This window comes from Streptomyces sp. NPDC005533 (assembly GCF_042871845.1).
GTDB lineage: Bacteria > Actinomycetota > Actinomycetes > Streptomycetales > Streptomycetaceae > Streptomyces.
Window position 1 is genome coordinate 23,378 of sequence record NZ_JBIAJH010000028.1, and the last position, 22,805, is coordinate 46,182.

The window sequence follows — 22,805 nt, forward strand, 5'->3', positions numbered from 1 at the left end:
CTAGGAGGCGAGGAACGCGCGGACGCCCGCGGAGGTGCCGTCGTCGCCGAGCAGGTCGTTGTGCTTGAGGCAGCCGACGGGTGTGTTGGCGGCCCCGGTGAGCGGGACGCTGTCGTCCGGGTTGACCACTTCGTCACAGTCGGACCAGAAGGTCGCGTACTTCACCGCGCCCGGGGTCTCGTCCCCGCCGTTCAGGTTCCGCACCACGTACGACCCGGGGGTCATGTCCCGGCAGGCCTGGTCCCACAGGGCGCAGGCCCACGCGGTGGAGGTGCCGCGGTTGGGGCCGGCCAGCGAGACCCAGTGGTCCACGGTGGTGGTGCCGCCGCCGAACTTCACGTACCAGCGGCTCACGAGCGAGCCGAAGGAGTGCGCGACGACGTCGACGCGGGCGGCCCCGGTGTCCCGGCGGACCTGGTCGACGTACGCGCCGAGCCGCCCGGCGAGGACCTCGTTGACGGACTGGTGGGTGTCGTAGCCCCAGGAGAAGAGCTCGGAGTCGGCGTACCCGGCGGCGCGCAGGTCCCCGCGCAGGGCTCCCCAGACGCCCGGGTCGGCGTTGTAGCCGTGCACGAAGATCACCGGATGGCGCGATGACGCCCGGTCAGGGGCGGGGGCCGGGACCCGGTCGGCGGCACGGGCCGGAAAGGGCGCCGACAGCGCCAGGCACAGCGTCAGGAGCGCGAGCGGTCTCTGTCGGGCCGTCAGCATCGAGTCCCCCTTACCTTGTTACGCGCGAGTAGCGCGTGCGGTGCGGGCATGGTGCTGCCTGTCGGTACAGAAATCCACCCCCATGCAGGCGCGGCGCACCCCCGGCCGGAGCAGCCCAACGGGCGGTTAGACCCAAATGTCCGAGATGATATGAAATGTGACCGGCATTTCCGCCGGTCCTCTTGCGTCAGCGCTCTCGGGAGGATCTGCCGTGACCGTCAGTCTTGAGCAGTTGCGCCGTTGCCACGTCGCCGTCGACCTGGGTGCGGCAAGGACCCGCGTGTACGTCAAGGGCGCCGGCCTCGTGGTCGACGAACCCAGTGTCGCCGCGGTCAACACGCGCACCGGCGCACTCATCGCCGTCGGAACCTTCGCCGAGCGGATGACCGGCCGCACTCCCGACTACATCCGGGTCGTGCGCCCCGTCTCCGGCGGCACCGTCGTCGACATCGAGATGGCCCAGCGGATGCTGCGTCACCTCCTCGGCGAGAAGCTGCGGCGCGCCCTGCGCCGCAAGCCCCGGCTGCGGGCCGCCGCCTGCACCCCGCACGACGCGGACCCGCTGGCCCAGCGGGCCACCGTGGAGACCCTCGTCGGGCTCGGCGCCCGCCGCGTCGAACTGGTCGACACCCTGATCGCCGCGGCCGTCGGCTGCGGACTGCCCGTGGAGCAGCCGACCGCGACGATGATCATGGTGTGCGGGGCCGCGGCCACCCAGGTCGCCGTCCTCTCCCTCGGCTCGATCGTGACCGCCGAACGGATCCCGGTCGGTGGCGAGGCCATCGACCACGCGGTCGTCCAGCACCTTCGGCACGCACACGAGCTGATGCTGCCCAGCCAGGCTGTCCGGCCGCTCCAACTGGCCCTGCACGGGAACGGCATCACCTCCGAGGGGCCGGCCTCCACCCTCATCCACGGCCGCGACGTGGCCACCGGACTGGCCCGCTCCGTCCACGTGGACACCGCGGCGGTGCGGGACGCCATCCACACCCCGCTGACCGCCGTCCTCGACGGCATCGGCAAGGTGCTGCGGGACTGCCCGCCGGACCTGGTCGCCGACCTGACGGACCGGGGGATCATGATGGTGGGCGGCAGCGCCCTGCTGCCGGGCCTGGACCAGATGCTGCGGGACGCCACCGGAATGCCCGTCGCCATCGCGGAACGGCCGGACGTGTGCGCCGTACTCGGTCTCGGCGCGATGCTCGAAGGGAAGATCGCCCCCATGGTCCTCAACCCGCTGGCCGAATGACCCGCTCCGGGCAGCCCGACGGGGAGCCCGCCGACGAGGGGGCGAGCCTCCCGGTGCTCCTGGAGGCCGTCCTCAGCGTCGGATCCGAACCGGAACTGCACGCCACCCTCCAGCACATCGTGGACTCGGCCGCCGAGCTCTGCTCTGCGCGGTACGGCGCGCTCGGGGTCGTCGACCCCGAGCGCGCCCGGCTGACCGGGCTGTTCACGGCCGGGCTGACCGAGGCGGAGCGGGCCGCGATCCCCCACCTCCCGGACGGGCGCTCCGGTCTGCTCGGCGTCCTCGTCGACGACCCGCGCCCCCTCGTGCTGGACGACCTCACCCAGGACCCGCGGGCCGCCGGATTCCCACCGGGCCACCCGCCCATGCGCACCTTCCTCGGTGTCCCGATCCGGGTGCACACGGAGGTCTTCGGCAACCTCTACCTCACCGAGAAGCGCGGCGGCGGGCCGTTCACCGACGACGACCTCGCCCTGGTACGCGTCCTGGCCTCACAGGCCGGCATAGCGATCGGCAACGCCCGGCTGTACGAGACCGCGCGCCGCCGGGAGCGCTGGATCGACGGCGCCGCCGCCGTGACCACGACCCTGCTCGCCGGCCGCCCGGCGGCCGACGCCCTGAGGTGCGTGGCCGAACGGGCCCGGCTGCTCGCGGACGCCGCGGCCGGCGTAGTGCTCCAGCCGACCGCCGAGGGCGGCATGGAGATCGTCGCCGCCTCCACCCACGGGGACCCCGGCGACCTGGTCGGCACCGCGATCGCCCCCGGCAGCCCGGTCCTCACGCAACTCCTCGGCGGCGAGCCGGTCTTCATAGAGGACTCGGCGACGGACCCGCGGATGACCACGCACGTGCGGGAACGTTTCGGCCCGAGCATGATGCTGCCCCTCCAGAGCGGCGGCCAGCTCATCGGCACCCTGGCCCTGCCGCGCGCCCGGGGCGGCCCCCCGTACGACGCGGTGGACCGGCTGCTCGCCTCGCAGTTCGCCTCCCAGGCCGCGCTGGCCCTCGTCCTCGCGGACGCCCAGCACGACCGGGAGCAGCTCGCCGTGTACGAGGACCGCGACCGGATCGCGCGGGACCTGCACGACCTGGTGGTCCAGCGGCTGTTCGCGACCGAGATGATGCTGGAGAGCACCCGGCGGCGCGCCGCGAACGCCCCCTCCGGAGACACGGTCGGCGACGAGCTCAGCCGCGCCGTCGACGAACTGGACTCCACCATCCAGGAGGTCCGCACGGCCATCTTCGCCCTCCAGCAGCCGCCGACCGACGCCCCGACGACCTTCCGGGGGCGGGTCCTGCGCGAGACGGGCGGGGCGGCCGTCCTGCTCGGCTTCCAGCCGTCGGTGCACTTCACGGGGGCGGTGGACACCCTGCTGCCGGAGCCGGTCGCGGGCGATCTGCTGGCCGCCCTGCGTACCGCCCTCGCCGCGGCGCACCGGCGCAGCGGGGTCACCTCGATCCAGGTGACGGTCGACGCGACCCCGTCCCGCGTCCGCCTGACGGTGGCGGACGACGGCCGCACGGAGTCGGGCGCGCGGGGTACGTCGGCGACGTGGGAGTCGGCGCTGTAGGAGGCCGGGACCCGGCGGCCGCGGCCGCCGAACAGCGCACCGCGCCGACCGCTCCGGTCACGGCACGGTCCGCGCATCCGCCTCAGGCCGGGCGGTTGGCGGCGCGGAGGGCGAGCCGGGTGTTGGACTGGGCCACGCCCGCCTCCCGTTTCAGCCGGCGCAGCAGCCCGTCGAGGGCGGCGGGGTCGGCGGCCCGGGCCCGCAGGAGGTAGTCGTGCTCACCGGTCACGTGCACGGCCTCGGTGATCCCGGGGAGCGTGGCGACCTTCCGCTCGAACTCCTCGTTGGTGGTGTCCTGGCGCAGGGTGACGTCGATGAAGACGACGAGCCCGCCGGAGGTGTCGGCGGCCGGATCCACCACGACGGTGAACCCGCGGATCACCCCCTCGCGGCGCATCCTGCGCACCCGGTCCGCGGTGGCGTTGGCGCTGAGGCCGACGCGGACACCGAGGTCCCGGTACGAGATCCGCGCATCCTCCTGGAGGATGCCGAGGATTTCCCTGTCCAGGCGGTCCATACCGCGATTCTCGCAGTCGAGGCCGGTATGCGCGCACATCCGCCGGGTGCCGGGCCCGACCCTCGCCGTATGAACGAACTGATGACACCGGCCCTGGCGGGAGCGGCCGCGGGCCTGGGCGTGGCGATGCCGATGGGGGCGATGAGCGTCCTGCTGCTCCAGGAGGCCATGCGCCGCCGCCGGACGGCGGTGGCCGCGGCCGCGGGCATCGCGGTGGTCGACCTCGGCTACGCGGCCCTGGCCACGGCCGTCGGCCCCTGGGTTGCCTCCCACGTCTCCCCCGTCGAAGCCTGGGTCCGCCTGGTCTCCGCCGCCGTCCTCCTGACCCTCGCGGCCCACGGCCTCACCCGGTCGGCCCGCCCGCTGCCCGCCCCGGCCCCGCCGGCGCCGGAGGTGCGGGGCCCGGTGCGGACCCGCGTCGACGGCCCCGCACCCGGCCCGGAAACCCGCACCGGTACGCGCCCCGCGGCAACGGCCTTCGCGCGCTACATCGGCCTGACCGCCCTCAACCCCACCACCGCCCTCTACTTCGCCGCCCTCACCACCGCCCAGGGCGCCGCCCTCCGCACCGGCCCGTCCGGAGCCGCCTTCCTCCTAGGCGTCGGCGCCGCCTCGCTCCTGTGGCAGCAGGCCCTCGTCGTGCTCGGCGCGCTCGCCGGCAACCGGATCTCCGCCACCGCCCGCGTCTGGACCTTCCGCCTCGGCTACGGCCTGGTCGCCGCCTACGCCCTGAAGATCGCCTTCCCCCTCCCGTCCCTCGGGTGAGGCGGTCGGGGAACACCGGGGGACGCCTCGGGGTGCCGTCGGGGTGATGCCGGATACGGCCCGGCGCCCCGCCGAACATGATCGGTGCATGACCAATCCAGCGCAGGGACACCGCCGTACGACCGTCACCCGAGCCGCCTTCGTCGCCGCACCCCTGTGCATGCTGGCCTACGGGCTCATCAGGCTCGGCGACCCCGACCACGGCCCCGGCCCCGCCTGGACCACGGGCCACATCGCACTCCTCGTCGGCGTGGCGCTGTTCGCCCTGGTCTTCCCGGCCCTGCGCCGGACGGCCGGACCCACCACCGGGGCGGGCCGGCTGAGCGCGTCCGCCGCCACCCTGCTCGGCCTCGCCGGCACGCTGGCGGTCGTCGTCCAGGCCGCCATCGACCTCGCCGTCGGTTTCCGCGCCGCCGACCGGCCGGGCATGGAACGGCTCTTCGAGCAGGTCCAGAGCCACCCGGGGGTGCTGCCGGCCGTCTACACCGTCGGCCCGCTGCTCTTCTACGTCGGCCTCGTCTGGCTCCTGGTCCAGGCCGCCGTCCGGCGTCGCGTCAGCCCCTGGCGTCCCGTCATGGTGGTGCTGGGCACCGTCACCGCGGCCGTCAGCCTCGACCTGCTGCCGCTCGCCGCCCTCCTCTTCGCCGCGGCGCTCGTCCCCCCGGCCCGCCCCCTGGACGCCCCCCTGCCCCCGCGCACCGCCCGGACCCCGCACGGGGACACCCCCTAGGGTGACCCCGTGACGACCCGCCTCTCGGCCCGCGCGGCCCTCGCCTCCGTGACCGACCCCGGCAGCTTCGCCGAACTCCCCGTCCCCCGGCGGGAGTCCCCCGCCGACGGGCCCCTGGCCTGGACCGGTTACGACGACTCCCGCGCCCGCGCCGCCGCCCGTACGGGCGAGGACGAGTCCGTCGTCGTCGGCACCGCCCGCGTCGGCGGCCGCGAAGCCACCGTCATCTCCTTCGAGTTCGGCTTCCTCGGCGGGTCCCTCGGCGAACGCACCGGAGACCGGCTCGAAGCCGCGTACGCCCACGCCCGCGAGCACCGCCTCCCCCTCGTCTCGCTCATCGCCACCGGCGGCTCCCGCATGCAGGAGGGCATGCTCGCGCTGACCCAGCTCCAGCGCGTGGCCCGGCAGAGCGTCCTGACCCGCGCGGCGGGCCTCCCCCAGCTGGCCGTCCTGCGCGATCCCACCACCGGCGGCGGCTGGGCCACGCTCGGGGCCGGGGCCGACGTGGTCCTCGCGCTCCCCGGGGCGCAGGTCGGCTTCGCCGGCTCCCGGGTGCGCCCGGCGGACGCGGATCCGGCGGCGTACTGCGCCGAGGCGCAGTACGCCCACGGGCACGTGGACGCCGTGGTGTCCGCCGCCGAGCTGCCCGGCGCGCTCGCCGACTGGCTGCGCGTGCTGGCCGCGCCCCGCCCGGCCGGACCCGTCGAGCCGCCGGCCGCGCTGGCCGACACGGCGCCGCCGGACACCGGCTGGGACGCGGTCCGCCAGGCCCGGCACCCGAACCGCCCGCACGCACGGGCGTACCTGGACGCGTACTTCGAGCTCCGCCTGCCCCTCTCCGGGGACCGGGCCGGCGGCACCGACCCCGGCATGCTGTGCGGATTCGGGCTGCGGGAGGGCCGGGCCGTGGCCTACGCCGCCCAGTGCGGCACCGCCACCCGCCCGGCGGGCTACCGTACGGCGGCCCGCGTCATCCGCCTCGCGGACCGGCTCGGCATCCCCGTGCTGACCCTGGTGGACACCCCGGGCGCGGCCAACGACGCCGCCGCCGAACACGCGGGCGCGGGCGCGGCCATCGCCGACACCTTCGCCGCGCTGGCGGGCGCCTCCGTCCCGGTCACCACCCTGCTGATCGGCGAGGGCGGCTCGGGCGGCGCCCTCGCGCTGGCCGCGCCGGGCAACACCTGGGTCACCCCGGACAGCTACTTCTCGGTCATCGCCCCGGAACTGGCGGCGGCCATCCTCAAGCGCCCCCCGTCGGCCGCCCCCACCACCGCGGACCAGCTCCACATCCGCCCCCAGGACCTGGTATCCCTGGGCGTCGCCCGCGGCATGGTCACCAAGAAGCGGGCCTAGCCAACCTGCCGGGTGGCTGCGCCGCTTGGGCGGGGACGGGGTGGGGGCGGGCGCCCTTTGGCTGCGCCGCTTGGGCCGGTTGGGGTGGGGGCGGGCGCGCGCCGGGGCGTCTCCTCGGGCGCCGAACGTGACGACAGGTCGGACACCTCGGCGGCAGTGCGTTCGGCACCCTGCGGGGATCACCCCGACACACACCCACCCCCACCCCAACCGACCCGGCAGCCCCCGGGCCGCACCAGTTCAGCCCCGCCGGCGTTTGAGGCGCGGGGTCCGGGGCGGAGCCCCGATCTGTAAGCCGCACCCTCCAGCTTCGCCGCGCCAATTCAGCCCCTCCGGCGTTTGAGGAGCGGGGTCCGGGGCGGAGCCCCGATCTTTGAGCCGCACGGCTCTGGCCTCCGCCGCACAAACTCAGCCCCGCCGGCGTTTGAGGCGCGGGGTGCGGGGCGGAGCCCCGATCAGTGAGCCGCACCGGCCAGCGGCGCCGCGCCGATTCGGCCTCGCCGGCGATTGAGGCGCGGGGAGGGAGTCGGCCGCGCGGGGTCAGGGGCGGGCGACGGCGAGGGTCACTACGTACCGCTCCTCGACCGCGCCGTCCGGGAAGAGCCGCGTCAACTGCTCCCGCTCCGCCGCGACGTACTCGCGGGTGCCGGCTTCGCCGAGGATCAGGAACGCCGAGTGGCTGGCGAGATTGGCGAGGTGGGCGTCGAGCGTGACGCGCCGGGACCACCGCACGGTACGGGTGGTGAACGCGCCCAGCCCCTGCGGCAGGGTGCGGAAGCCGTTCACGCCCGCGGCGGCCCGGAAGAAGACGCGCAGCCGCTCCTCCTGCGCGGCGATCCACGGCACGCCCGCGTCCGTGTCGTTCCACCAGACGGCGAGCGCCCCGCCCGGCCGCAGCACCCGGCGGGCCTCGGGGACGGAGCGGGCCGGGTCGGTCCAGTGCCAGGCCTGGGCGTAGGCGAGGAGGTCGAACGCGCCGCTCGCCAGCGGCAGCCGGTCCCCGTCCCCGCGCACGAGCGGGATCGAGGGGTTCGCCCGCCGGAACTCCGCGGCCATCCCGTCCCCCGGCTCCACGGCGACGACCTCCGCCCCGCGCTCGTGCAGCACCGCGGTGGCGATCCCGGTCCCGGCCCCGACGTCGGCCACGCGCGCCCCGGCGAGCGGCCGGCCGGCGAGCTCCTCCAAGGCGTCGAACAGGGCCGGCGGGTAACCCGGCCGGTTCGCGGCGTACAGGGCCGCTGCGGAATCGAAGGAACGGGCGCGTGTCGTCATGCGTCCATTCTTGGGTACCGGAGACGAACTCAGGTGCGGGGGCGGCGCAGGCACAGGACGCCGAGGGTGGCGCTCTGGAGCAGGAGCAGCGCCGCGGTGCCGGCCGCCTGCCAGAGGGGGCGGCCGGGGCGTTCGCCCAGGGACCAGGACGGGCCGTCCGGGTCCGTCGTCACGGTCAGCCGGGCTCCGACCGGCAGGTCCAGGGTGACCGGTCCGGGCAGCTCGCGGCCCGACTCCGTCCGCAGGCGCAGGGACGGGGCGTAGCCGGAGCCGTCCTCCACCATCGTGCGCGAGGTGACGACCGCCGTCTCCTCCCGGCCGCGTTCGTGGAGGGTGTGCCGGTCCCAGGTGATCCCGGCGAGGACGACGATCCCCACCGCGAACAGCGCGACCGCGGTGCGGGCGACGAACTCCGCGCCGGTGCCGTGGGGGACGGCCGCGCCGAGGACGAAGACGGCCAGCAGGACCGGGACCCAGGCCCACTCGGGCCCCCGCAGCAGCAGGACGGCACCGAACTCCGCTGCCAGGAGGAGGCCGTTGCGCAGGATCGCCCCGACCAGCCTCCGTATCAGTTCAGCCATGGACACATCATGCCCCGGGGAAACTCCGGTGCGTTGCGCCCCCACCCGCCCGTAGGATCCGGGGCAAGGGTGGGGTCGTAGCACAGAGGTAGTGCGCCTACACAGCATGGAGGAGGACGCCGGTTCGAATCCGGCCGCCCCGCCCCCCTATGCGCCCCCTCGCCGGGGGGTGGCCGCCAGCCAGGCCGCCGCCTCCGCGAGGGCGTCCCGCGCGGCCGGCAGCGGCAGTCCCAGGAACCCGTGGAAGACGCCGGGGTGGAGCTGGACCGTGCAGTCGACGCCGGCCGCCGCGAGCCGGCGGGCGTAGGCGAGGCCCTCGTCGCGCAGCACGTCGCAGGCCGCGAGGACGAGCCGCGCGGGCGGAAGGCCCGCGAGGTCGGGGGCGCACAGCGGTGACGCGTGCGGATGCCGCGGGTCTGCGCCGTACTCGTCCCAGTACCAGGCCATGTGGGCGGCGGTGTGGAAGTAGCCCTCCGCGTACGTCTCCACCGAGGCGCGGCTCATGGAGGCGTCCAGCGGCGGATAGCACAGCAGCTGTCCCGCGAGGAGTTCGGGCGCGCGCAGCGCGGTCACCGCGGCGAGGTTGCCGCCGCTGGAGTCCCCCGCGACCACCACCCGGCCCGGGTCGCAGCCGAGTGCGGTCGCCTCCTGGCGGGCCCACAGCAGGACGGTGAGCGCGTCGTCCACGGCTGCCGGCCAGGGGTGCTCCGGGGCGAGCCGGTAGTCCACGGAGACGACCACCGCGCCCGAGGCCACCGCGAGCGTGCGGCACGTCGCGTCGTGGCTGTCCAGGCCGCACATCACCCAGCCGCCGCCGTGGAGGAAGACGACCAGCGGGCGCTCGCGGGCGCCCGGCGCGGGATCGTAGATGCGGACCGGGACCCCGCCCGCGACCGCGTCGGACACCGAGGCCACGGCCGGGCCCCGGCGGTCGGACACCGCCGCCGCCGCACGCAGGGCCGCCGTGTCGCCCGGCCCGGGGAAGCCCGCCGTCATCGCGTCGCACAGCAGCCGGGCCGCCGGCGACAGGGGGTCGCCGACGCCGTCGCCCCGCTCGAACTCCTCGCTCATGCCGTCGTCATCCCGCCGTCCACGGTGAACTCCGCGCCCGTCACGTACGAGGACGCGTCCGAGCAGAGGAAGAGGACGAGCTCCCCGACCTCCTCCGGCCGGCCCATCCGCCCCAACGGCAGGTGCGACCAGTCCCGGCCCGCCACCGCCTCGGCCACCATCGGGGTGTCGATGGCCCCCGGGTGCACCGAGTTGACCCTGATCCGGTCCCCGGCCAGGTCGAGGGCCGCCGACCGGGTCAGTCCGCGCAGCCCGAACTTGGTCGACCCGTAGGCCGCGTGGCCCGGTATCCCGACCAGTCCGGCGGTGGAGGAGATGTTGACGACGGAGCCGCCCCCGCCCGCCCGCAGCACCGGGGCCACGGCCTGGATGCCGAGGAACGGCCCCAGCAGGTTGACCCGCAGCAGCGCCTCGAAGTCGTCGAGCCGCTGCCGCTCCACGTGGGCCGTGCGCCACAGGGCCGCGTTGTTGACCAGGGCCGATACGGTGCCGAAGGCACGCACCGCCTCCCTGACCACCGTCGCCCAGCTCGCCGCGTCGGCCACGTCGTGGCGGACGTACAGACCCTGGTCGCCGAGTTCCGCGGCCACCGTCCGGCCCTCGTCCTCGCGCACGTCCGTGACGACCACCCGCGCGCCCGCCTCCGCGAACAGCCGGGCCCCGGCGGCGCCCTGGCCGCGCCCGGCGCCGGTGACCACGACGACCTTCCCTTCCAGGGAGACACCCACGGCTCAGCCCTCCAGCGCGCGGAAGTGCGGGATGACCTTCTCGCCCCACTGGCGGATGGTCTCCATGCACGCCTCCTGCGGCACCGTGCCCATCTGGATCAGGCACATCACCTCGTCGACGCCGATCTCGCGCAGCTGCTCGACGTAGGCGATGGCGGTCTCGGCGCTGCCGTACGCGTGGTCGGCGTTGTAGGGGCCCGTGTCCACCGGGCGGGCCGGGATGTTCGCCTCGTGCAGGCGGGCGACGAGTTCCTCGCGGCGCTTGGCCAGCGCGCCGACGTGGTCGTCCTCCTCCGCGTAGCCGGTGGGCACGGGGCCGTTGCCGTACCAGTGCGCGATGGACTCCGCGAAGAAGCGCTGCCCGCGGGTGCCGAGCCGCAGGGCCCGCTCGGCGTCGTCGAGGACGATGGTCGGGCAGAGGGCGGACAGGTGGTCGTTGACCTCGGACGACACCAGGCGCTCGCCGGTGCGCGTGGCGATGGCCTCGTCGTAGACCTTGCGCATGGCGCGTACGTCGTCGGCGCCGGCGAAGCCCATCACGAGGGCGCCGATGCCGAGTTCGGCGGCCAGCTTGAGCGTGTCGTGCCGGGAGCAGGCCATGAAGAGCGGCGGGTGCGGGTCCTGGACGGGGCGGGGCAGGATCGCGCCCGGCCCGATGTCGAGGGAGCCGTGCCATTCGAACTCCGGCTTCCGCCAGGCGGCGGAGAAGATCCGCAGCGCCTCCTCCATCTGCGGGTAGGTGTCCTCGGACCGTACCCCGTACATGGACATCTCCTGGCGGGTGGCCCCGCGGCCCGCACCGATGTCGACGCGGCCGCCGGAGAGCACGTCGAGCATGGCGGCGCGCTCGGCGACGCGCACCGGGTGCTGGTAGCCGAAGGGCAGGGTGACGACGCCGTGGCCGATGCGGATCCGCCGGGTGCGGGCGGCCACCCAGGTCAGGAACACCTCGGAGGCGCTCATGTGCGCGTACCCGGTGAGGGAGTGGTGCTCGACCGCCCAGACGCGGTCGAATCCCATCTCCTCGGCGAAGACGGCCTGTTCGACGCAGTCGTGGATGACCTGGCGTTCGCGTTCCGGGGTCGGGTCGACGAGCTGCGCCTCGAAGATCATCGAGAACTTCACGGGGCCTCCGCGGATTCGAGTGCGGTGTATGGCTAATAGAAATACTTCTAGCAGTCATATCTCGCAGGCGGAAGGGTGCCGTGAGGACCGGTCGTAGACTGCGCTGCGTGGCAGACGAGACGAACAGGCGCGCGCTCCCCGCGACCAGCTGGGCGGTGCTCGGGCTGCTCTCCTTCGGGGAGGAGCTCTCCGGCTACGACCTGAAGAAGTGGTCGGACCGGTCGCTGCGGTTCTTCTACTGGAGCCCGTCGTTCAGTCAGATCTACAGCGAGCTCAAGCGCCTGGAGAAGGCCGGCTACGCCTCCTCGCGGATGGTCGCCCAGGACACCGGGACCCGTGACAAGCGGGTGTACCGGATCACCGACGAGGGCATGACGGCCGTCCGGGAGTGGGCCCGCGAGGCCCCCGTCGATCCGCCCGTCCTCAAGCACGGGCCGATGCTGCGGCTGTGGCTGGGCCACCTGCTGGAGCCGGAGCAGATGCGCGAACTCCTGCTACGGCAGCAGGAGTTCGCGGAGCAGATGCGCCGGCGCGCGGTGGCCGACGTGGAGGGCGCGCAGGACGAGGCGGCGTGGGCGTACCCGGCGCTCACCCTCAAGTGGGCGGAGCGGTACTACGCCTCCGAGCGCGACCTGGCGGCGAGGATGCTGGAGGACATCGACGAGCTCGACGGGCCGGGGAAGCCCGGCAAGCTGCCGTAGGAGCGCCGGCGGACGCGGACTTCAGGTCCACGGACGTCGGGGAAGCCTCCGATCCGGCCGCCCGGACGGTGCGGGCCGGCGCCGGATCACTCACAGACCCGGGTGAGGGCGGGGCGCTCTGCCGTACCCTCACCCCATGACGGGCAGTGCGATCAACCTCCGCAAGGTCGAGGAGACGGCTCCGGCCCTCGTGAGCCTCTACAAGAGCGCCGGGGTCTCCCTGCGCAAGTACGGCCTGGAGGGCGGGCGCGCCGCGGTCTACCTGGTGCTGGACTACTCCGGGTCGATGCGCCCGTACTACGAGGACGGCAGCGTGCAGGCCCTCGCCGACCGGGTACTGGGACTCTCCGCGCACCTGGACGACGACGGCCGCGTACCGGTGGTCTTCTTCTCCACGGAGGTCGACGCGGTGGAGGAGATCTCCCTGACCGGGCACGAGGGGAAGGTCACCGAGATCGCCTCCCGTCTGGGCCACATGGGCAAGACCGCCTACCACGCCGCGATGGACGCGGTGATCGACCACTACCTGGACTCCGGGTCCACGCGGCCGGCCCTCGTCGTCTTCCAGACCGACGGCGGGCCGATCAACAAGCTCGCGGCGGAGAAGTACCTGTGCAAGGCGGCCCCGCTGCCGCTGTTCTGGCAGTTCGTCGGCTTCGGCAACACGCGCAGCAGCCAGTTCGACTTCCTCCGCCGGCTGGACGACCTGCCCGTCCCGTCGCGGCGCGTGGTGGACAACGCCGGTTACTTCCACGCGGGCCTCGATCCGCGGACCGTCCCGGACGCGGAACTGTACGACCGCCTGGTCGGGGAGTTCCCGGTCTGGCTGGCGGCGGCGCGCGGCGCGGGCATCGTGCGCGCCTGACCCGGGACCGCCCCGGCCACGCGCTTTCATGGACGTATGACGCACACCAGCTGGGCAGTCTTCGAGAAGGCGGAGCCGGAGTTCGCGGCGGCCGTCCAGGCGCGCTTCGCGCAGTACCCGCACCATGTCCTGGCCACCCTCCGCAAGGACGGCTCCCCCCGGGTGTCCGGGCTGAACGTCGACATCCGCGGCGGTGAGCTGTGGCTCGGCATGATGGCGGGGTCGATGAAGGCCAGGGACCTCCAGCACGACCCGCGCTTCGCCCTGCACACCAATCCGGGCGCGGGCGAGGAGATGCCCGACGGGGACGTACGGGTCTCGGGGCGGGCGGTGGAGCTGGTGGACCCGCCCGAGCTGCACCGGTACGCGGAGGAGACGGAGACCCCGCACCCGTTCCACCTCTTCTACGCCGACCTGGCGGAGGTCGTCCACATCGGCGTGGAGGGCGATGAGCTGGTGCTGCGGTCGTGGACCCCGGCGCGCGGCGTGCACACGGTACGCCGGGGCAACGACGACGAGCCGCCGCGCGAGGACCCGGAGCCGGGCGCGCCGACACCGGACGAGCCGGCACCGGGCGGCGCGGCCGGCTGAGCGGCCGGGCCCGGGCCGCCTCCGCCTAGCTGAGCGGGGGCAGGCCGCCGACCGGGCCGAGGGCGGCCGGGTCCACGTCCACCCAACTGCGGTCGATGGTGAGGGTGACCCCGCCGTAGGTGGCGCTGTGGTCACCGCGGAACTGGTGGGCCCGGCGCGGGCCGGCCCACCGGGCCGTGCCCGCCGGCAGGCCCATGTCGGCGTCGCCGACGGAGGCCGAGAGGTTCCAGCGGGCGGCCCACAGCACGTCCGGCATGGCCTGCGGGGCCTGGCGGTAGTGGGCGCTCAGCGCCTTCACCCCGGAGCTCACCGAGACGTAGGCGGCGGAGCGGAAGCCCAGCTCGTGCAGCCGCTCCGTCCAGGCGGTGAGGTAGGCGACGACCGGGGCGTCCCAGGTGGCGCGGTCCGTGTAGTTCTCCAGGTCGTTGTAGAGCACGGTGCCCTCGGGCATGCCGAGGGACCGTGCGGCGTCCACCGCGCCCTCGGCGGCCTCCCGGCCCTGCCCGTCGGCCTCGGAGGGGTCGGTGGACAGGCCGGTGCTGGAGCTGTTCCAGGGCTGCGGCCCCACCCAGATCGGCATCAGGTGCCAGCCCGCGGCGGCCTGCCGCCCGACCCAGCGGGCCGTGAGCCGGGGCTGGGCGCAGGCCCGGGCGCGGCCCCCGATGTAGATGCCGATCGCGCGGAAGGGGGAATCGGCCCGCCAGGTGTCCATCGCCCGCTGCGTCGGGGCGGTGCAGGCGTCGAAGCCCTCGCCCTTGAGGGCCTCCTGTACGCCGTGGCGCACGGGGGCGACGGCGGGCGTCGCGGGCCGGGGGTCGGGGGTGGCCGCGCCCGGGCCGGCGCTCAGGGCGCGCGCCCGGGTGAGGACCCTGCGTACGGCGTCGGGCGCGTCCCCGTAGGACACGGTGGCCATGACCCCGGGCCGGAGCAGGGCGTAGCGCAGTTCGTTGCTGGCGGAGGGGTGGGGGACCGCGGGCAGGGCGGAGGCGGTCTCGACGGTGACGGTGGGGACGTCGGCGCGTTCGGGTGCCCCGTCGAGGGGTTCGAGGTGCAGGGTGTCGGCGCGGCTGACGACGGCCCGGCCGGCGCATTCGCTCTGGGTGCCGGCGTGGCCGAGGTACAGGCTGGGCAGGTCGAGCCGGAGGCAGGCGGCGGGTTCGCGGTCGAGGTCGACGACCCGCCAGTCGGCGGGGACGATGATCCGCAGCCCGTGGTAGTCGACGGTCTGCCGGTCGGCGGCTACGGAGGACTGCACGGACAGCAGCAGGGCGGCGGCGCCGAGCAGCCCGCTCAGCAGGGTTCGGGTGGGGGCCATGCTGGAGATGGTTACCAGACGAGAAGCCCCTCAACTGCACCTCCGTGGCGTGCAGATGGACCGTCCGGCCTAGACCGTCTCCTGCGGATCTTGCGGGGCTCGCGCGGCCGGGGCACCGCCCGCATCACCCGCACGAGCGAACCGGGCTCGGCCCCGTCGTGCGAGCTCAGGCTCGGTACTTCACGGCCTGGATGAACGGGGCCCAAGCCGAAGCCCGGAACGCGAGGACGGGACCGGCGCCCGCGAGCTTGCTGTCGCGGACGGGGACGACACCGGGAAGGCCGTCGGCACCTCTGCGAAGCCGCCGGGCCGCGAGCCGTTCAGGTCTGCGCACGGGCGGCGTATTCCGCCGCCACCGACTCGATCATCGCCAGGGACGCTTCCCACGACGAAGCGGCCACCCTGGCCAGGTCGAAGTGCCGCCAGTGGCGGCGGACCAGAGCCGCATCGTCGAACAACTGCCCCACGCTGGGCCCTTCCGTGTACACCACGTCGGCCGCGTCGGCGAACTGCATGATGCGGACCAACGAACCCAGGGCGCCCTGCGCTCCGGCCGAGAACGGAACCACCTGCACGGTGATCCGATGGGCGCGGACGTACGAGGAAATGTGCCGCAACTGGGCGGCCATCACGCCGGGTCCACCGACCACCGTCCGCAACACCGCCTCGTGCAGGATGCCGACAGTTCGGGGGTCGACGGAGCACCAAGGAGTCGTGCGCGCTCCGAACGGGAGGCGACCAGGGCCTCGACGTACTCGGCGAGCGCGGTGGGGTTGGCACCCCGGATCACGGCCCGGGCGTAGTCCTCCGTCTGGAGCAACCCGGGAACCAGGGTGGAGCCGTACTCGTACAGGGCTGTCGCCCGACTTTCCAGCTCGGCCACGACGGCGAAGTCCTCAACCTGCTTGGACTTGAACGCCCTGGAGAGGCGCGTGAAGTAATCCCCGGTGTCCAGCGCCTTGTCGATGTGCGCGGCGATCTCCGGACGCAGCCGGCGCTGCCCGTTCTCCATCTGTCCGACGTGCGAACCGGTGGCGAAGATCCGGTCGCCCAGCCGCTCCTGAGTCAGCCCGGCGGCCTCACGGCTGCGCCGGAGTTCCTCGCGGGCGAACTCCTCCGGCGTCTGCGCCGCGCCCTCGCCTTTCGCCTTGGCCATGGCCAACTCCCCGCATCCGCAGTGCACTCGCTCCGCGGAAGAGGGTAGGCCTCGCCGCCTCGCCGGTTCAGCAGAACGCATCGATAGGGCTGCACAACGCCACAGCGCCCGCCATCCCTGGTCGGGGACATGGCGGGCGCTGTGTCGGGAGTTCCGTACGCCGTTGTACGGACCGTATGAGGGGTCCCGCCACGGAGGGCGGGGGTACTGCGGTGCCCCGGGCCCCGCACCGACGGTCGGAGGTCGGCGCAGCCGGGCGAAGCCCGGGAGGCCGCCTGCGGCCGAGCGGTGCGAGCACGGCGTCGGGAAGGGGCTACACGGTCAGCGAGCGGTCCGTCGGCTTGACCGGGTACGGGAGGGCGCTGGTGCCGGTCAGGAAGCGGTCCACGCCGCGGGCGGCCGAGCGGCCCTCCGCGATGGCCCAGACGATGAGCGACTGGCCGCGGCCCGCGTCGCCGGCGACGAAGACGCCGTCGACGTTGGTCGCGTAGGAGGCGTCGCGCTCGATGTTGCCGCGGGCGTCGAGCTCCAGGCCGAACTGGTCGACGAGGCCGTTGGCCTGGTCCGTGCCCGTGAAGCCCATCGCCAGGGTGACCAGCTGGGCCGGGAGGACCCGCTCGGTGCCCGGCTTCTGCTCCAGCTTGCCGTCCTTGAACTCGACCTCGACCAGGTGCAGCGCCTGGACGTTGCCGTCCTCGTCGCCCTCGAAGTGGGTGGTCGAGACGGAGTAGACCCGCTCGCCGCCCTCCTCGTGCGCCGAGGTGACCTTGTACAGCATGGGGAACGTCGGCCAGGGCTGCCCGGTGGGGCGGTCCTCGGACGGCTTCGGCATGATCTCCAGCTGCGTGACCGAGGCCGCGCCCTGGCGGTGGGCGGTGCCCACGCAGTCCGCGCCGGTGTCGCCGCCGCCGATGACGACCACGTGCTTGCCCTCGGCGGTGATGGGGGGCGCCATGAAGTCGCCCTCCTGCACCTTGTTCGCGAGCGGCAGGTACTCCATCGCGAAGTGGATGCCGTTCAGCTCGCGGCCGGGGACCGGGAGGTCGCGGGAGACCGTGGCGCCCGCGGCGATGACCACCGCGTCGAACCGCTTGCGCAGGTCGGTGGCGGTGATGTCGCGGCCGACCTCGATGCCGGTACGGAACTTGGTGCCCTCCGCGCGCATCTGCTCGATGCGGCGGTTGATGTGCACCTTCTCCATCTTGAACTCGGGGATGCCGTAGCGCAGCAGGCCGCCGACGCGGTCGGCGCGCTCGTACACCACCACGGTGTGACCGGCCCGGGTCAGCTGCTGGGCCGCGGCGAGACCCGCCGGGCCGGAGCCGATGACGGCGGCCGTCTTGCCGGAGAGGCGCTCCGGCGGCTGCGGGGTGACGTCGCCGTTGTCCCAGGCCTTGTCGATGATCGAGACTTCGACGTTCTTGATCGTGACGGCGGGCTGGTTGATGCCCAGCACGCACGCCGACTCGCACGGAGCGGGGCACAGGCGGCCCGTGAACTCCGGGAAGTTGTTCGTGGCGTGCAGGCGCTCGCTCGCCGCCGCCCAGTCGTCGCGGTACGCGAAGTCGTTCCACTCGGGGATCAGGTTCCCGAGCGGGCAGCCGTTGTGACAGAACGGGATGCCGCAGTCCATGCAGCGGCCGGCCTGCTTGCTGATGATCGGGAGCAGCGAGCCCGGAACGTAGACCTCGTTCCAGTCCTTCAGCCGGTCGGCGACAGGACGGGTGCAGGCGGTCTCGCGCTGGGTGGTGAGGAAGCCCTTCGGGTCAGCCATGGGTCGCCGCCTCCATCATCTTCTCCGTGGTCTCGGATTCCGAGAGTCCGGCGAGCTCAGCGGCGTCCTTGGCGGCGAGCACTGCCTTGTACGTGGTGGGGATGATCTTGCTGAAGCGGTCCGCCGAGACGGACCAGTCGGCCAGGAGCTTCGCGGCCACGGTAGAGCCGGTCTCCTCCTCGTGGCGGCGCACCACATCGTGCAGCCACTGCTTGTCGGTGTCGGACAGGGCCTCCACCGCGTCCGCGTTGCCGACGTTGACGTTGTTCGGGTCGAGGTCGACGACGTACGCGACGCCGCCCGACATGCCGGCCGCGAAGTTGCGGCCGGTCTCGCCGAGGACGACCGCGGTGCCGCCGGTCATGTACTCGCAGCCGTGGTCGCCCACGCCCTCCGAGACGACCAGGGCGCCGGAGTTGCGGACGCAGAAGCGCTCGCCGGTACGGCCGCGCAGGAACATCTCGCCGCCGGTGGCTCCGTAGCCGATGGTGTTGCCGGCGATGGTGGAGTACTCGGCGAGGTGGTCGGCGCCGCGGTCCGGGCGGACCACGATCCGGCCGCCGGAGAGGCCCTTGCCGACGTAGTCGTTGGCGTCGCCCTCCAGGCGGAGGGTGATGCCCTTCGGCACGAAGGCGCCGAAGGACTGGCCGGCGGAACCGGTGAAGGTCAGGTCGATCGTGTTGTCGGGCAGACCCGCGCCACCGAACTTCTTGGTGACGTGGTGGCCGAGCATGGTGCCGACGGTCCGGTTGATGTTGCGGATCGCGACCTGGGCGCGGACCGGCTGGGCGCTCTCGGCGGAGTCGGCGTTCAGCGCGTCGGCGGCGAGCTCGACGAGCTCGTTGTCGAGGGCCTTCTCCAGACCGTGGTCCTGCTCGATCAGGGCGTGGCGGACCGCGCCCTCGGGCAGCTCCGGCACGTAGAAGAGGGGCTCCAGGTCGAGACCCTGCGCCTTCCAGTGCGTGACGGCCTTCGTCGTGTCGAGCAGCTCGGCGTGGCCGACGGCCTCCTCGATGGTGCGGAAGCCCAGCTCGGCGAGGAGCTCGCGCACCTCCTCCGCGATGAACTCGAAGAAGTTGACGACGAACTCGGGCTTGCCGGAGAAGCGCTCGCGCAGGACCGGGTTCTGCGTGGCGATGCCGACGGGGCAGGTGTCCAGGTGGCAGACGCGCATCATGACGCAGCCGGAGACGACGAGCGGCGCGGTCGCGAAACCGAACTCCTCGGCGCCGAGCAGCGCGGCGATGACCACGTCGCGGCCGGTCTTGAGCTGACCGTCCGTCTGGACGACGATGCGGTCGCGCAGCCCGTTGAGCAGCAGGGTCTGCTGGGTCTCGGCGAGGCCGAGCTCCCAGGGGCCGCCCGCGTGCTTGAGCGAGGTGAGCGGGGAGGCGCCCGTACCGCCGTCGTGGCCGGAGATGAGGACGACGTCCGCGTGCGCCTTGGAGACACCCGCGGCGACCGTGCCCACGCCGACCTCGGAGACCAGCTTCACGTGGATGCGGGCGACCGGGTTGGCGTTCTTGAGGTCGTGGATCAGCTGGGCCAGGTCCTCGATGGAGTAGATGTCGTGGTGCGGCGGCGGGGAGATCAGGCCGACGCCGGGCGTCGAGTGACGCGTCTTGGCGACCCACGGGTAGACCTTGTGGCCGGGCAGCTGGCCGCCCTCGCCGGGCTTGGCACCCTGCGCCATCTTGATCTGGATGTCGTCCGCGTTGACCAGGTACTCGGAGGTGACGCCGAAGCGGCCGGAGGCGACCTGCTTGATCGACGAACGCCGCGCCGGGTCGTACAGGCGGTCCGGGTCCTCGCCGCCCTCACCGGTGTTGGACTTGGCGCCCAGCTGGTTCATGGCGATGGCGAGGGTCTCGTGCGCCTCCTTGGAGATGGAGCCGTACGACATGGCGCCGGTGGAGAAGCGCTTGACGATCTCGGAGACCGGCTCGACCTCGTCGATGGAGATCGACGGGCGGTCGCTCTTGAAGCCGAAGAGGCCGCGGAGCGTCATGAGGCGCTCGGACTGCTCGTTCACGCGGTCCGTGTACTGCCGGAAGATGTCGTACCGGCGGTTGCGGGTGGCGTGCTGGAGGCGGAAGACCGTCTCCGGGTCGAACAGGTGCGGCTCGCCCTCGCGGCGCCACTGGTACTCGCCGCCGATCTCCAGCGCGCGGTGCGTGGCCGCGATGCCGGAGACGGGGTACGCCTTGGCGTGGCGGGCGGCCACCTCCTTGGCGATGACGTCCAGGCCGGCGCCGCCGATCTTCGTGGCGGTGCCCGCGAAGTAGGTGCCGACGAAGTCCTCGTTGAGGCCGACGGCCTCGAAGACCTGGGCGCCGCGGTAGGAGGCGACGGTGGAGATGCCCATCTTGGACATGACCTTCAGGACGCCCTTGCCGAGCGCGTAGATCAGGTTCTTGATGGCCTGCTCCGGCTCCAGGCCGGACAGGAAGGTACCGGCGCGCAGGAGGTCCTCGACGGACTCCATGGCCAGGTACGGGTTGACCGCGGCGGCGCCGTAGCCGATCAGCAGCGCGACGTGGTGGACCTCGCGGACGTCACCGGCCTCGACCAGCAGGCCCACCTGGGTGCGCTGCTTGGTGGCGATGAGGTGGTGGTGCACGGCGGAGGTGAGCAGCAGCGACGGGATCGGCGCGTGCTCGGCGTCCGAGTGGCGGTCCGAGAGGACGATGAGGTGCGCGCCGTTCGCGATGGCCGCGTCGACCTCGCCCCGGATCTCCTCGATCCGCGCGGCCAGCGCCTCGCCGCCGCCGGAGACCCGGTAGAGGCCGGAGAGCGTGGCGGCCTTCATGCCCGGCATGTCGCCGTCGGCGTTGATGTGGATGAGCTTGGCCAGCTCGTCGTTGTCGATCACCGGGAAGGGCAGGGTGACGCTGCGGCAGGACGCGGCGGTCGACTCCAGCAGGTTGCCCTGCGGGCCGAGCGAGGACAGCAGCGAGGTGACGAGCTCCTCGCGGATGGCGTCCAGCGGCGGGTTGGTGACCTGCGCGAAGAGCTGCGTGAAGTAGTCGAAGAGCAGCCGGGGGCGCTCGGACAGGGCCGCGATCGGGGAGTCCGTGCCCATGGAGCCCAGCGGCTCGCCGGCGGTACGGGCCATCGGCGCGAGGATGACGCGCAGCTCTTCCTCGGTGTAGCCGAAGGTCTGCTGGCGGCGGGTGACCGAGGCGTGGGTGTGCACGATGTGCTCGCGCTCGGGCAGGTCCGACAGCTCGATCTCGCCGGTCTCCAGCCACTCCGCGTAGGGGGCGGCGGCGGCCAGCTCGTTCTTGATCTCGTCGTCCTCGATGATCCGCTTCTGGGCGGTGTCGACGAGGAACATCTTGCCGGGCTGCAGGCGGCCCTTGCGGACGACCTTGGCCGGGTCGATGTCGAGGACGCCGACCTCGGAGCCGAGGACGACGAGGCCGTCGTCGGTGACCCAGTAGCGGCCGGGGCGCAGACCGTTGCGGTCGAGGACCGCGCCGACCTGGGTGCCGTCGGTGAAGGTGACGCAGGCCGGGCCGTCCCAGGGCTCCATCTGCGTGGAGTGGTACTTGTAGAACGCGCGGCGGGCCGGGTCCATGGAGGTGTGGTTCTCCCACGCCTCCGGGATCATCATCAGCACGCTGTGCGGGAGGGAGCGGCCGCCGAGGTGGAGCAGCTCCAGGACCTCGTCGAAGGAGGCCGAGTCGGAGGCGTCCGGGGTGCAGATCGGGAAGATCCGGTCCAGCACGCCGTCGCCGAAGGCCTCGGAGGCCAGCTGGGACTCGCGGGCCTTCATCCAGTTCCGGTTGCCCTTGACCGTGTTGATCTCACCGTTGTGGGCGACGAAGCGGTACGGGTGGGCGAGCGGCCAGGACGGGAAGGTGTTCGTGGAGAACCGCGAGTGGACCAGGGCGAGCGTCGAGGCGAAGCGACGGTCGGAGAGGTCGGGGAAGAAGGGCTCCAGCTGGCCGGTGGTCAGCATGCCCTTGTAGACGATGGTGCGGGCGGAGAGCGACGGGAAGTAGACCCCGGCCTCGCGCTCGGCGCGCTTGCGCAGGACGAACGCCTTGCGGTCCAGCTCGATGCCCGTCGAACCGTTGGAGACGAACAGCTGGCTGAAGGCGGGCATGGTGGCGCGGGCGCCGTTGCCGAGCAGGTCCGGGGTGACCGGGACCTCGCGCCAGCCGAGGACCGTGAGGTTCTCCTGAGCGGCGATGGCCTCGATCTGCTCCACGGCGACGGCCTGTGCGGGGCCGTCGGCGGGGAGGAAGGCGATGCCGACGGCGTACGCGCCGGCCTCGGGGAGCTCGAAGCCGGCCACCTCGCGCAGGAACGCGTCCGGCACCTGGGAGAGGATTCCGGCGCCGTCGCCGGAGTCCGGCTCGGAGCCGGTGGCGCCGCGGTGCTCGAGGTTCCGCAATACGGTCAGGGCCTGCTCAACGAGGGTGTGGGTGGCCTCGCCGGTGAGGTTCGCCACGAATCCGACGCCACAGGCGTCCTTCTCGTTGCGCGGGTCGTACATGCCCTGCTGGGCGGGGCGACCGTCCATGGGCGACCAGGCGGTGGTGCTGAGGCCGGTCGCGGAGTGCGTGGATGCGGAACGCATCGGCTCTCCCGTCGTCGTCGTGGCATATGTGCATAGCCGAGGGACGACGTTGGCCCTCTGCGAAATTTCGTGCAGATTACATGATGACGACAATCCCGAGAAGCGGATACGTCATTCCAGCATGCGGACACTGCGCGAA

At 73.3% G+C, this 22,805-nt stretch carries 19 protein-coding genes, 1 tRNA gene and 1 pseudogene; 9 read left to right on the forward strand and 12 right to left on the reverse strand.

Features of this window, described 5'->3' with window-relative positions; genetic code table 11:
- Complete coding sequence (locus tag ACFYP3_RS25625) at nt 1–711, reverse strand: esterase/lipase family protein (protein ID WP_388836837.1); 711 nt, start codon at nt 709–711, stop codon at nt 1–3.
- A 211-nt stretch (nt 712–922) separates the two neighbouring features.
- Here ACFYP3_RS25625 and ACFYP3_RS25630 point away from each other — a divergent pair, with 211 nt between their 5' ends.
- Entirely contained in the window at nt 923–1,960 is a 1,038-nt protein-coding gene (locus ACFYP3_RS25630; protein WP_214935983.1) for a rod shape-determining protein, read from the forward strand.
- Complete coding sequence (locus ACFYP3_RS25635) at nt 1,957–3,531, forward strand: GAF domain-containing protein (RefSeq protein WP_388836841.1); 1,575 nt, start codon at nt 1,957–1,959, stop codon at nt 3,529–3,531. The genes ACFYP3_RS25630 and ACFYP3_RS25635 overlap by 4 nt, the downstream gene beginning before the upstream one ends.
- A gap of 82 nt (nt 3,532–3,613) precedes the next feature.
- On the opposite strand, the gene ACFYP3_RS25640 is transcribed toward ACFYP3_RS25635, so the two are convergent.
- Nucleotides 3,614–4,048 (reverse strand): Lrp/AsnC family transcriptional regulator, encoded by a 435-nt coding sequence (locus ACFYP3_RS25640; protein ID WP_388836843.1) that lies wholly within the window; start codon nt 4,046–4,048, stop codon nt 3,614–3,616.
- A gap of 69 nt (nt 4,049–4,117) precedes the next feature.
- On the opposite strand from ACFYP3_RS25640, the gene ACFYP3_RS25645 reads away from it, so the two are divergent.
- From ACFYP3_RS25645 to ACFYP3_RS25655, 3 genes are all read left to right on the forward strand, one after another.
- Nucleotides 4,118–4,813: a LysE family transporter gene (locus ACFYP3_RS25645; protein WP_388836846.1), complete on the forward strand. Its 696-nt coding sequence runs from the start codon at nt 4,118–4,120 to the stop codon at nt 4,811–4,813.
- An 88-nt stretch (nt 4,814–4,901) separates the two neighbouring features.
- Nucleotides 4,902–5,543 carry a hypothetical protein gene (locus ACFYP3_RS25650; RefSeq protein WP_388836849.1) on the forward strand — a complete coding sequence of 214 codons (642 nt, stop codon included), beginning with the start codon at nt 4,902–4,904 and terminating at the stop codon, nt 5,541–5,543.
- 9 nt (nt 5,544–5,552) lie between these two features.
- Nucleotides 5,553–6,899, forward strand: a complete 1,347-nt coding sequence (locus tag ACFYP3_RS25655; RefSeq protein WP_388836852.1) for a carboxyl transferase domain-containing protein — start codon at nt 5,553–5,555, stop codon at nt 6,897–6,899.
- Between the two features lie 540 nt (nt 6,900–7,439).
- Here ACFYP3_RS25655 and ACFYP3_RS25660 read toward each other — a convergent pair.
- Both ACFYP3_RS25660 and ACFYP3_RS25665 read right to left on the reverse strand, forming a co-directional pair.
- Entirely contained in the window at nt 7,440–8,171 is a 732-nt protein-coding gene (locus ACFYP3_RS25660) for a class I SAM-dependent methyltransferase (protein ID WP_388836855.1), read from the reverse strand.
- Between the two features lie 29 nt (nt 8,172–8,200).
- Nucleotides 8,201–8,752, reverse strand: coding sequence for a hypothetical protein (locus tag ACFYP3_RS25665; RefSeq protein WP_388836858.1), 552 nt, complete (start codon nt 8,750–8,752; stop codon nt 8,201–8,203).
- 71 nt (nt 8,753–8,823) lie between these two features.
- Here ACFYP3_RS25665 and ACFYP3_RS25670 point away from each other — a divergent pair.
- Nucleotides 8,824–8,894 (forward strand) — tRNA-Ala (locus ACFYP3_RS25670).
- 5 nt (nt 8,895–8,899) lie between these two features.
- On the opposite strand, the gene ACFYP3_RS25675 is transcribed toward ACFYP3_RS25670, so the two are convergent.
- From ACFYP3_RS25675 to ACFYP3_RS25685, 3 genes are read right to left on the reverse strand one after another with little or no spacing between them, the layout of a single operon-like run.
- Nucleotides 8,900–9,823 (reverse strand): alpha/beta hydrolase, encoded by a 924-nt coding sequence (locus ACFYP3_RS25675; RefSeq protein WP_388836861.1) that lies wholly within the window; start codon nt 9,821–9,823, stop codon nt 8,900–8,902.
- Complete coding sequence (locus tag ACFYP3_RS25680) at nt 9,820–10,551, reverse strand: glucose 1-dehydrogenase (protein WP_388836864.1); 732 nt, start codon at nt 10,549–10,551, stop codon at nt 9,820–9,822. Before ACFYP3_RS25680 ends, ACFYP3_RS25675 begins: the two co-directional genes overlap by 4 nt.
- Nucleotides 10,552–10,554: 3 nt before the next feature.
- Nucleotides 10,555–11,676 carry an LLM class flavin-dependent oxidoreductase gene (locus ACFYP3_RS25685; protein ID WP_388836866.1) on the reverse strand — a complete coding sequence of 374 codons (1,122 nt, stop codon included), beginning with the start codon at nt 11,674–11,676 and terminating at the stop codon, nt 10,555–10,557.
- A gap of 107 nt (nt 11,677–11,783) precedes the next feature.
- Between ACFYP3_RS25685 and ACFYP3_RS25690 the strand changes: the two genes are divergently transcribed.
- The 3 genes from ACFYP3_RS25690 (at nt 11,784) to ACFYP3_RS25700 (ending at nt 13,833) form a co-directional block, all read left to right on the forward strand.
- Nucleotides 11,784–12,377: a helix-turn-helix transcriptional regulator gene (locus ACFYP3_RS25690; protein WP_388836869.1), complete on the forward strand. Its 594-nt coding sequence runs from the start codon at nt 11,784–11,786 to the stop codon at nt 12,375–12,377.
- A 136-nt stretch (nt 12,378–12,513) separates the two neighbouring features.
- Nucleotides 12,514–13,242 (forward strand): VWA domain-containing protein, encoded by a 729-nt coding sequence (locus ACFYP3_RS25695; protein ID WP_388836872.1) that lies wholly within the window; start codon nt 12,514–12,516, stop codon nt 13,240–13,242.
- A gap of 36 nt (nt 13,243–13,278) precedes the next feature.
- Entirely contained in the window at nt 13,279–13,833 is a 555-nt protein-coding gene (locus ACFYP3_RS25700) for a pyridoxamine 5'-phosphate oxidase family protein (RefSeq protein WP_388836875.1), read from the forward strand.
- A 25-nt stretch (nt 13,834–13,858) separates the two neighbouring features.
- Here the strand turns inward: ACFYP3_RS25700 and ACFYP3_RS25705 are convergent, their stop codons facing one another.
- The 5 genes and pseudogenes from ACFYP3_RS25705 to gltB all read right to left on the reverse strand — a co-directional run bounded on the left by ACFYP3_RS25705 (nt 13,859) and on the right by gltB (nt 22,609).
- Nucleotides 13,859–15,148: a DUF1906 domain-containing protein gene (locus ACFYP3_RS25705; RefSeq protein ID WP_388836878.1), complete on the reverse strand. Its 1,290-nt coding sequence runs from the start codon at nt 15,146–15,148 to the stop codon at nt 13,859–13,861.
- 166 nt (nt 15,149–15,314) lie between these two features.
- Nucleotides 15,315–15,482 carry a DUF397 domain-containing protein gene (locus tag ACFYP3_RS25710; protein WP_388836880.1) on the reverse strand — a complete coding sequence of 56 codons (168 nt, stop codon included), beginning with the start codon at nt 15,480–15,482 and terminating at the stop codon, nt 15,315–15,317.
- Nucleotides 15,469–16,385: pseudogene (locus ACFYP3_RS25715) on the reverse strand (Scr1 family TA system antitoxin-like transcriptional regulator). The gene ACFYP3_RS25710 and the pseudogene ACFYP3_RS25715 overlap by 14 nt, the downstream one beginning before the upstream one ends.
- Nucleotides 16,386–16,617: 232 nt before the next feature.
- Nucleotides 16,618–18,078: a glutamate synthase subunit beta gene (locus ACFYP3_RS25720; RefSeq protein WP_388836883.1), complete on the reverse strand. Its 1,461-nt coding sequence runs from the start codon at nt 18,076–18,078 to the stop codon at nt 16,618–16,620.
- The gene (gene gltB, locus ACFYP3_RS25725; protein ID WP_388836997.1) at nt 18,071–22,609 is read right to left on the reverse strand and encodes a glutamate synthase large subunit; all 4,539 of its coding nucleotides are present in this window, start codon (nt 22,607–22,609) and stop codon (nt 18,071–18,073) included. Before gltB ends, ACFYP3_RS25720 begins: the two co-directional genes overlap by 8 nt.
- Nucleotides 22,610–22,805: the final 196 nt, after the last annotated feature.

Excerpts from the sequence above, each read along its gene's own strand:
- ACFYP3_RS25625 (WP_388836837.1), bottom strand. The coding sequence starts at position 711 with ATGCTGACGGCCCGACAGAGACCGCTCGCGCTCCTGACGCTGTGCCTG.
- ACFYP3_RS25635 (WP_388836841.1), top strand. The coding sequence starts at position 1,957 with ATGACCCGCTCCGGGCAGCCCGACGGGGAGCCCGCCGACGAGGGGGCG.
- ACFYP3_RS25640 (WP_388836843.1), bottom strand. The coding sequence starts at position 4,048 with ATGGACCGCCTGGACAGGGAAATCCTCGGCATCCTCCAGGAGGATGCG.
- ACFYP3_RS25645 (WP_388836846.1), top strand. The coding sequence starts at position 4,118 with ATGAACGAACTGATGACACCGGCCCTGGCGGGAGCGGCCGCGGGCCTG.
- ACFYP3_RS25650 (WP_388836849.1), top strand. The coding sequence starts at position 4,902 with ATGACCAATCCAGCGCAGGGACACCGCCGTACGACCGTCACCCGAGCC.
- ACFYP3_RS25660 (WP_388836855.1), bottom strand. The coding sequence starts at position 8,171 with ATGACGACACGCGCCCGTTCCTTCGATTCCGCAGCGGCCCTGTACGCC.
- ACFYP3_RS25665 (WP_388836858.1), bottom strand. The coding sequence starts at position 8,752 with ATGGCTGAACTGATACGGAGGCTGGTCGGGGCGATCCTGCGCAACGGC.
- ACFYP3_RS25675 (WP_388836861.1), bottom strand. The coding sequence starts at position 9,823 with ATGAGCGAGGAGTTCGAGCGGGGCGACGGCGTCGGCGACCCCCTGTCG.
- ACFYP3_RS25695 (WP_388836872.1), top strand. The coding sequence starts at position 12,514 with ATGACGGGCAGTGCGATCAACCTCCGCAAGGTCGAGGAGACGGCTCCG.
- ACFYP3_RS25700 (WP_388836875.1), top strand. The coding sequence starts at position 13,279 with ATGACGCACACCAGCTGGGCAGTCTTCGAGAAGGCGGAGCCGGAGTTC.
- ACFYP3_RS25705 (WP_388836878.1), bottom strand. The coding sequence starts at position 15,148 with ATGGCCCCCACCCGAACCCTGCTGAGCGGGCTGCTCGGCGCCGCCGCC.
- ACFYP3_RS25720 (WP_388836883.1), bottom strand. The coding sequence starts at position 18,078 with ATGGCTGACCCGAAGGGCTTCCTCACCACCCAGCGCGAGACCGCCTGC.
- gltB (WP_388836997.1), bottom strand. The coding sequence starts at position 22,609 with ATGGACGGTCGCCCCGCCCAGCAGGGCATGTACGACCCGCGCAACGAG.